General features: G+C 67.6%; 2 protein-coding genes. Both read right to left on the bottom strand.

Annotated features, from left to right (window positions below; translation table 11 throughout):
- Positions 1-1,387: Hsp70 family protein (locus tag ACLML9_RS28445; RefSeq protein WP_411948381.1), on the bottom strand; the 1,387-nt coding region annotated here is incomplete at its 3' end.
- 398 nt (positions 1,388-1,785) lie between these two features.
- Entirely contained in the window at positions 1,786-2,127 is a 342-nt protein-coding gene (locus tag ACLML9_RS28440) for a winged helix-turn-helix transcriptional regulator (protein WP_411948380.1), read from the bottom strand.
- Between the last annotated feature and the right edge of the window lie 333 nt (positions 2,128-2,460).

The following is a 2,460-nucleotide window of genomic DNA, read 5'->3' as shown; positions in this document are numbered from 1 at the left end:
CGGGCCGCTCCGGGCCCGCGCCGGTGTGCGGTGGAAGCCGGACACCGCCGGGCCCGAACGGCGGATGGCCGAATCGCGCGGGATCATCGTGCCGCGGCCGGGTTTCGGGGTGTTCGTCCTGGCGGGTGTGGTGTGTTCCGGCCCCGGCGTCCACGGGCCCTTCGGGATCCGACTGCGCCGGAGCGGGTGCACGACCGGGCATCGACGGCCCGTACGGCCGTGTCGTCGCGGCGGGTGTGATCACCGCGGGAGCGCGCAGCGGCGCATAGGACACCGTCCATCCGGTGTCCGACCGCTCCACCCGGGCCTCACCGTGGATCTCGAACTGCACCGCCCCCGGACTCTGCAGCGGAACGCGGTCCTGGTCGAGATGTTCGGTATCCGCCGGGCCGCTGCCGAGGATGGTGGCCGCGGACATGGCGACCGCCGAGAAGAGGGCGGCGCCGGAGAAGATCGGCGGATGTTTCAACCCGTGCGCGACCGCCGGTGCCACGCTCTCCGCCGCCATCGCGGCGGCACCGAGTGCGACGCACTGCCCCGAATCGGCGGCGACGGTCACCGGCAGGCCCAGTTCGGCGAGGGTTTCGGCCACCTGCCTGGGTCGCGCGGCGCCGCCCACCACCAGCACCCGATCGATATCGGAGAGCGCGACACCGGCCGAGCGCACCGCGGCCCGGACCACCTCCAGGGAATCCCGTACGTGTTCACGCCGCAGGCCCTCCGGGTTCACGAAGGACATGAGCGATACGGCACCGGTACCCGGTTCGACCGGCCCGATGGCCCGATCGCCGGCACAGCGCGCGATCATGGCGCCCAGGGGCCGGGCGCCGAATTCGTAGGACCGCACCGCGTTACCTACCACCGGATGATCGGGCCAGTCCGGCCCGGTCCGTACCACGGCGACATCGAGACTGTTCCCGCCCAGGTCGTAGACCAGGACGAACCCGGCATCCAACGGCCCGTGTTCGGTATCGAGCCAGTGCGCGGCGGCCACCGGCTCCGGGACCAGCTCGACGTGACCGACCCCGGCGAGATCCAGGCTCTGCCGCAGGAGGCCGAGTTGTTTGCGGCTGTACCCGGCCGGGTGGGTGGCGACCACCCCGGCCGCCGGTTCGGCGGTCACCAGACCCTGGACCACCGAGGCGAAGATGGTGGCCGGCGACCAGATCCGCCCGTCCACGTACACCGATTCGGGGTTCCGGCCCAGATCGGCGAATTCGTTGATCGCCGTGGAGAACCGGGTGATCCCCCCGAGTCTTGCGGTGCCCCCGCTGTCGAATCCGACGGCGGTCCGTCGAGTACGGACCACCGGCCGCGCGTCCTGTGCCCCGACCCGCGCCGAGACCACGTTCACCGTACCGATGCTGATACCCAGCCCAGAAGTCATCTGCCATCCCGTCAACGCACCGTGACCACGTCCTCGAAAGAGCCATGGGCGCGGTCGTCTTCCAAACAGCGACCACAGGTTAGCTGGAACATCGTCCGAACATCGAATAATCGAGAAGTAAATCCGAAGTTACGGAGAGTCTTTCCCGCATCGGAGCGGGGTGACATACCGGCCGGAGACGACATCCAGATCCGGAAAAATTGCCATTGATCAGCTCATATACAAGAACATAGCGAGGCTCTCGAAATCCCCTCGTCCCGATGGATTCGTAAACCCCGGTGACGCAGCATCGATCGACCGCCCGCCCTACCCGCCGGTAACGGATAGGTAGCCATATTGCTAGAGTATTATTTGACCGGAATAGCGTCCGTACAAATACTTTTCGGCGAGCGCGCCCCTTATCGTCGCGAGCCGGCCGGCTTCGGCTTAATCCATTGTGCCAGTGCGTGATTCGTACTCACTCCGTAGCCGTGAAGAAGCGCCTCGCACCATAGGCGCCACGCGCGGATACGAAGAACCCCTCCCCGTGGGTCCGGGTCGCGACTCCCGGTGAACCGCCGTGCCGTCAGCTCTTCCGGTCGTGGCGGCGCTGGGCGGCCATGACATCGAATGTGCAGGCGGATCCAGTCCAGGAATTGCTGCATCGGCACGGTGAGACCACGGCCGAGGCCGGTGAGCTCGTAGCTGACGCGCGGCGGCATGACGGGTTCGACGGTGCGTGCGACAAGCCCGTCCCGCACGAGTGTGCGGGAAAACTACGAGTCGGCGAAGGTAGCCACCGATATCGTCCTCGACGGTCACCTCGCCGGTCGCGACCTCGGCACCCCCGAGTTCATGGAGACCGCCGCCGAACACGTTCATATTGCCTGGCTGGAACGAAACACGAGCACGCGCCGGCCGATCAGAAGTTGCCCTGTGACCGGCTCACCGAGGACGAGAAGGAAAAGGACCGGGTGGTCGTGCGCGGCACTGGAGCTGGTGCACGAGCGGCTCCGCGGCGGACCACGATAAGGGTTTGGGGGTCCCCCGCGCCGCGGGGTGATCGACGCCCCCACAGGCGGCCGATACGTAGA

Source organism: Nocardia sp. NPDC002869, from assembly GCF_046764065.1.
In the GTDB taxonomy this organism is placed as follows: domain Bacteria; phylum Actinomycetota; class Actinomycetes; order Mycobacteriales; family Mycobacteriaceae; genus Nocardia; species Nocardia rhamnosiphila.
This window is presented reverse-complemented; position numbering and strand designations above follow the sequence as displayed.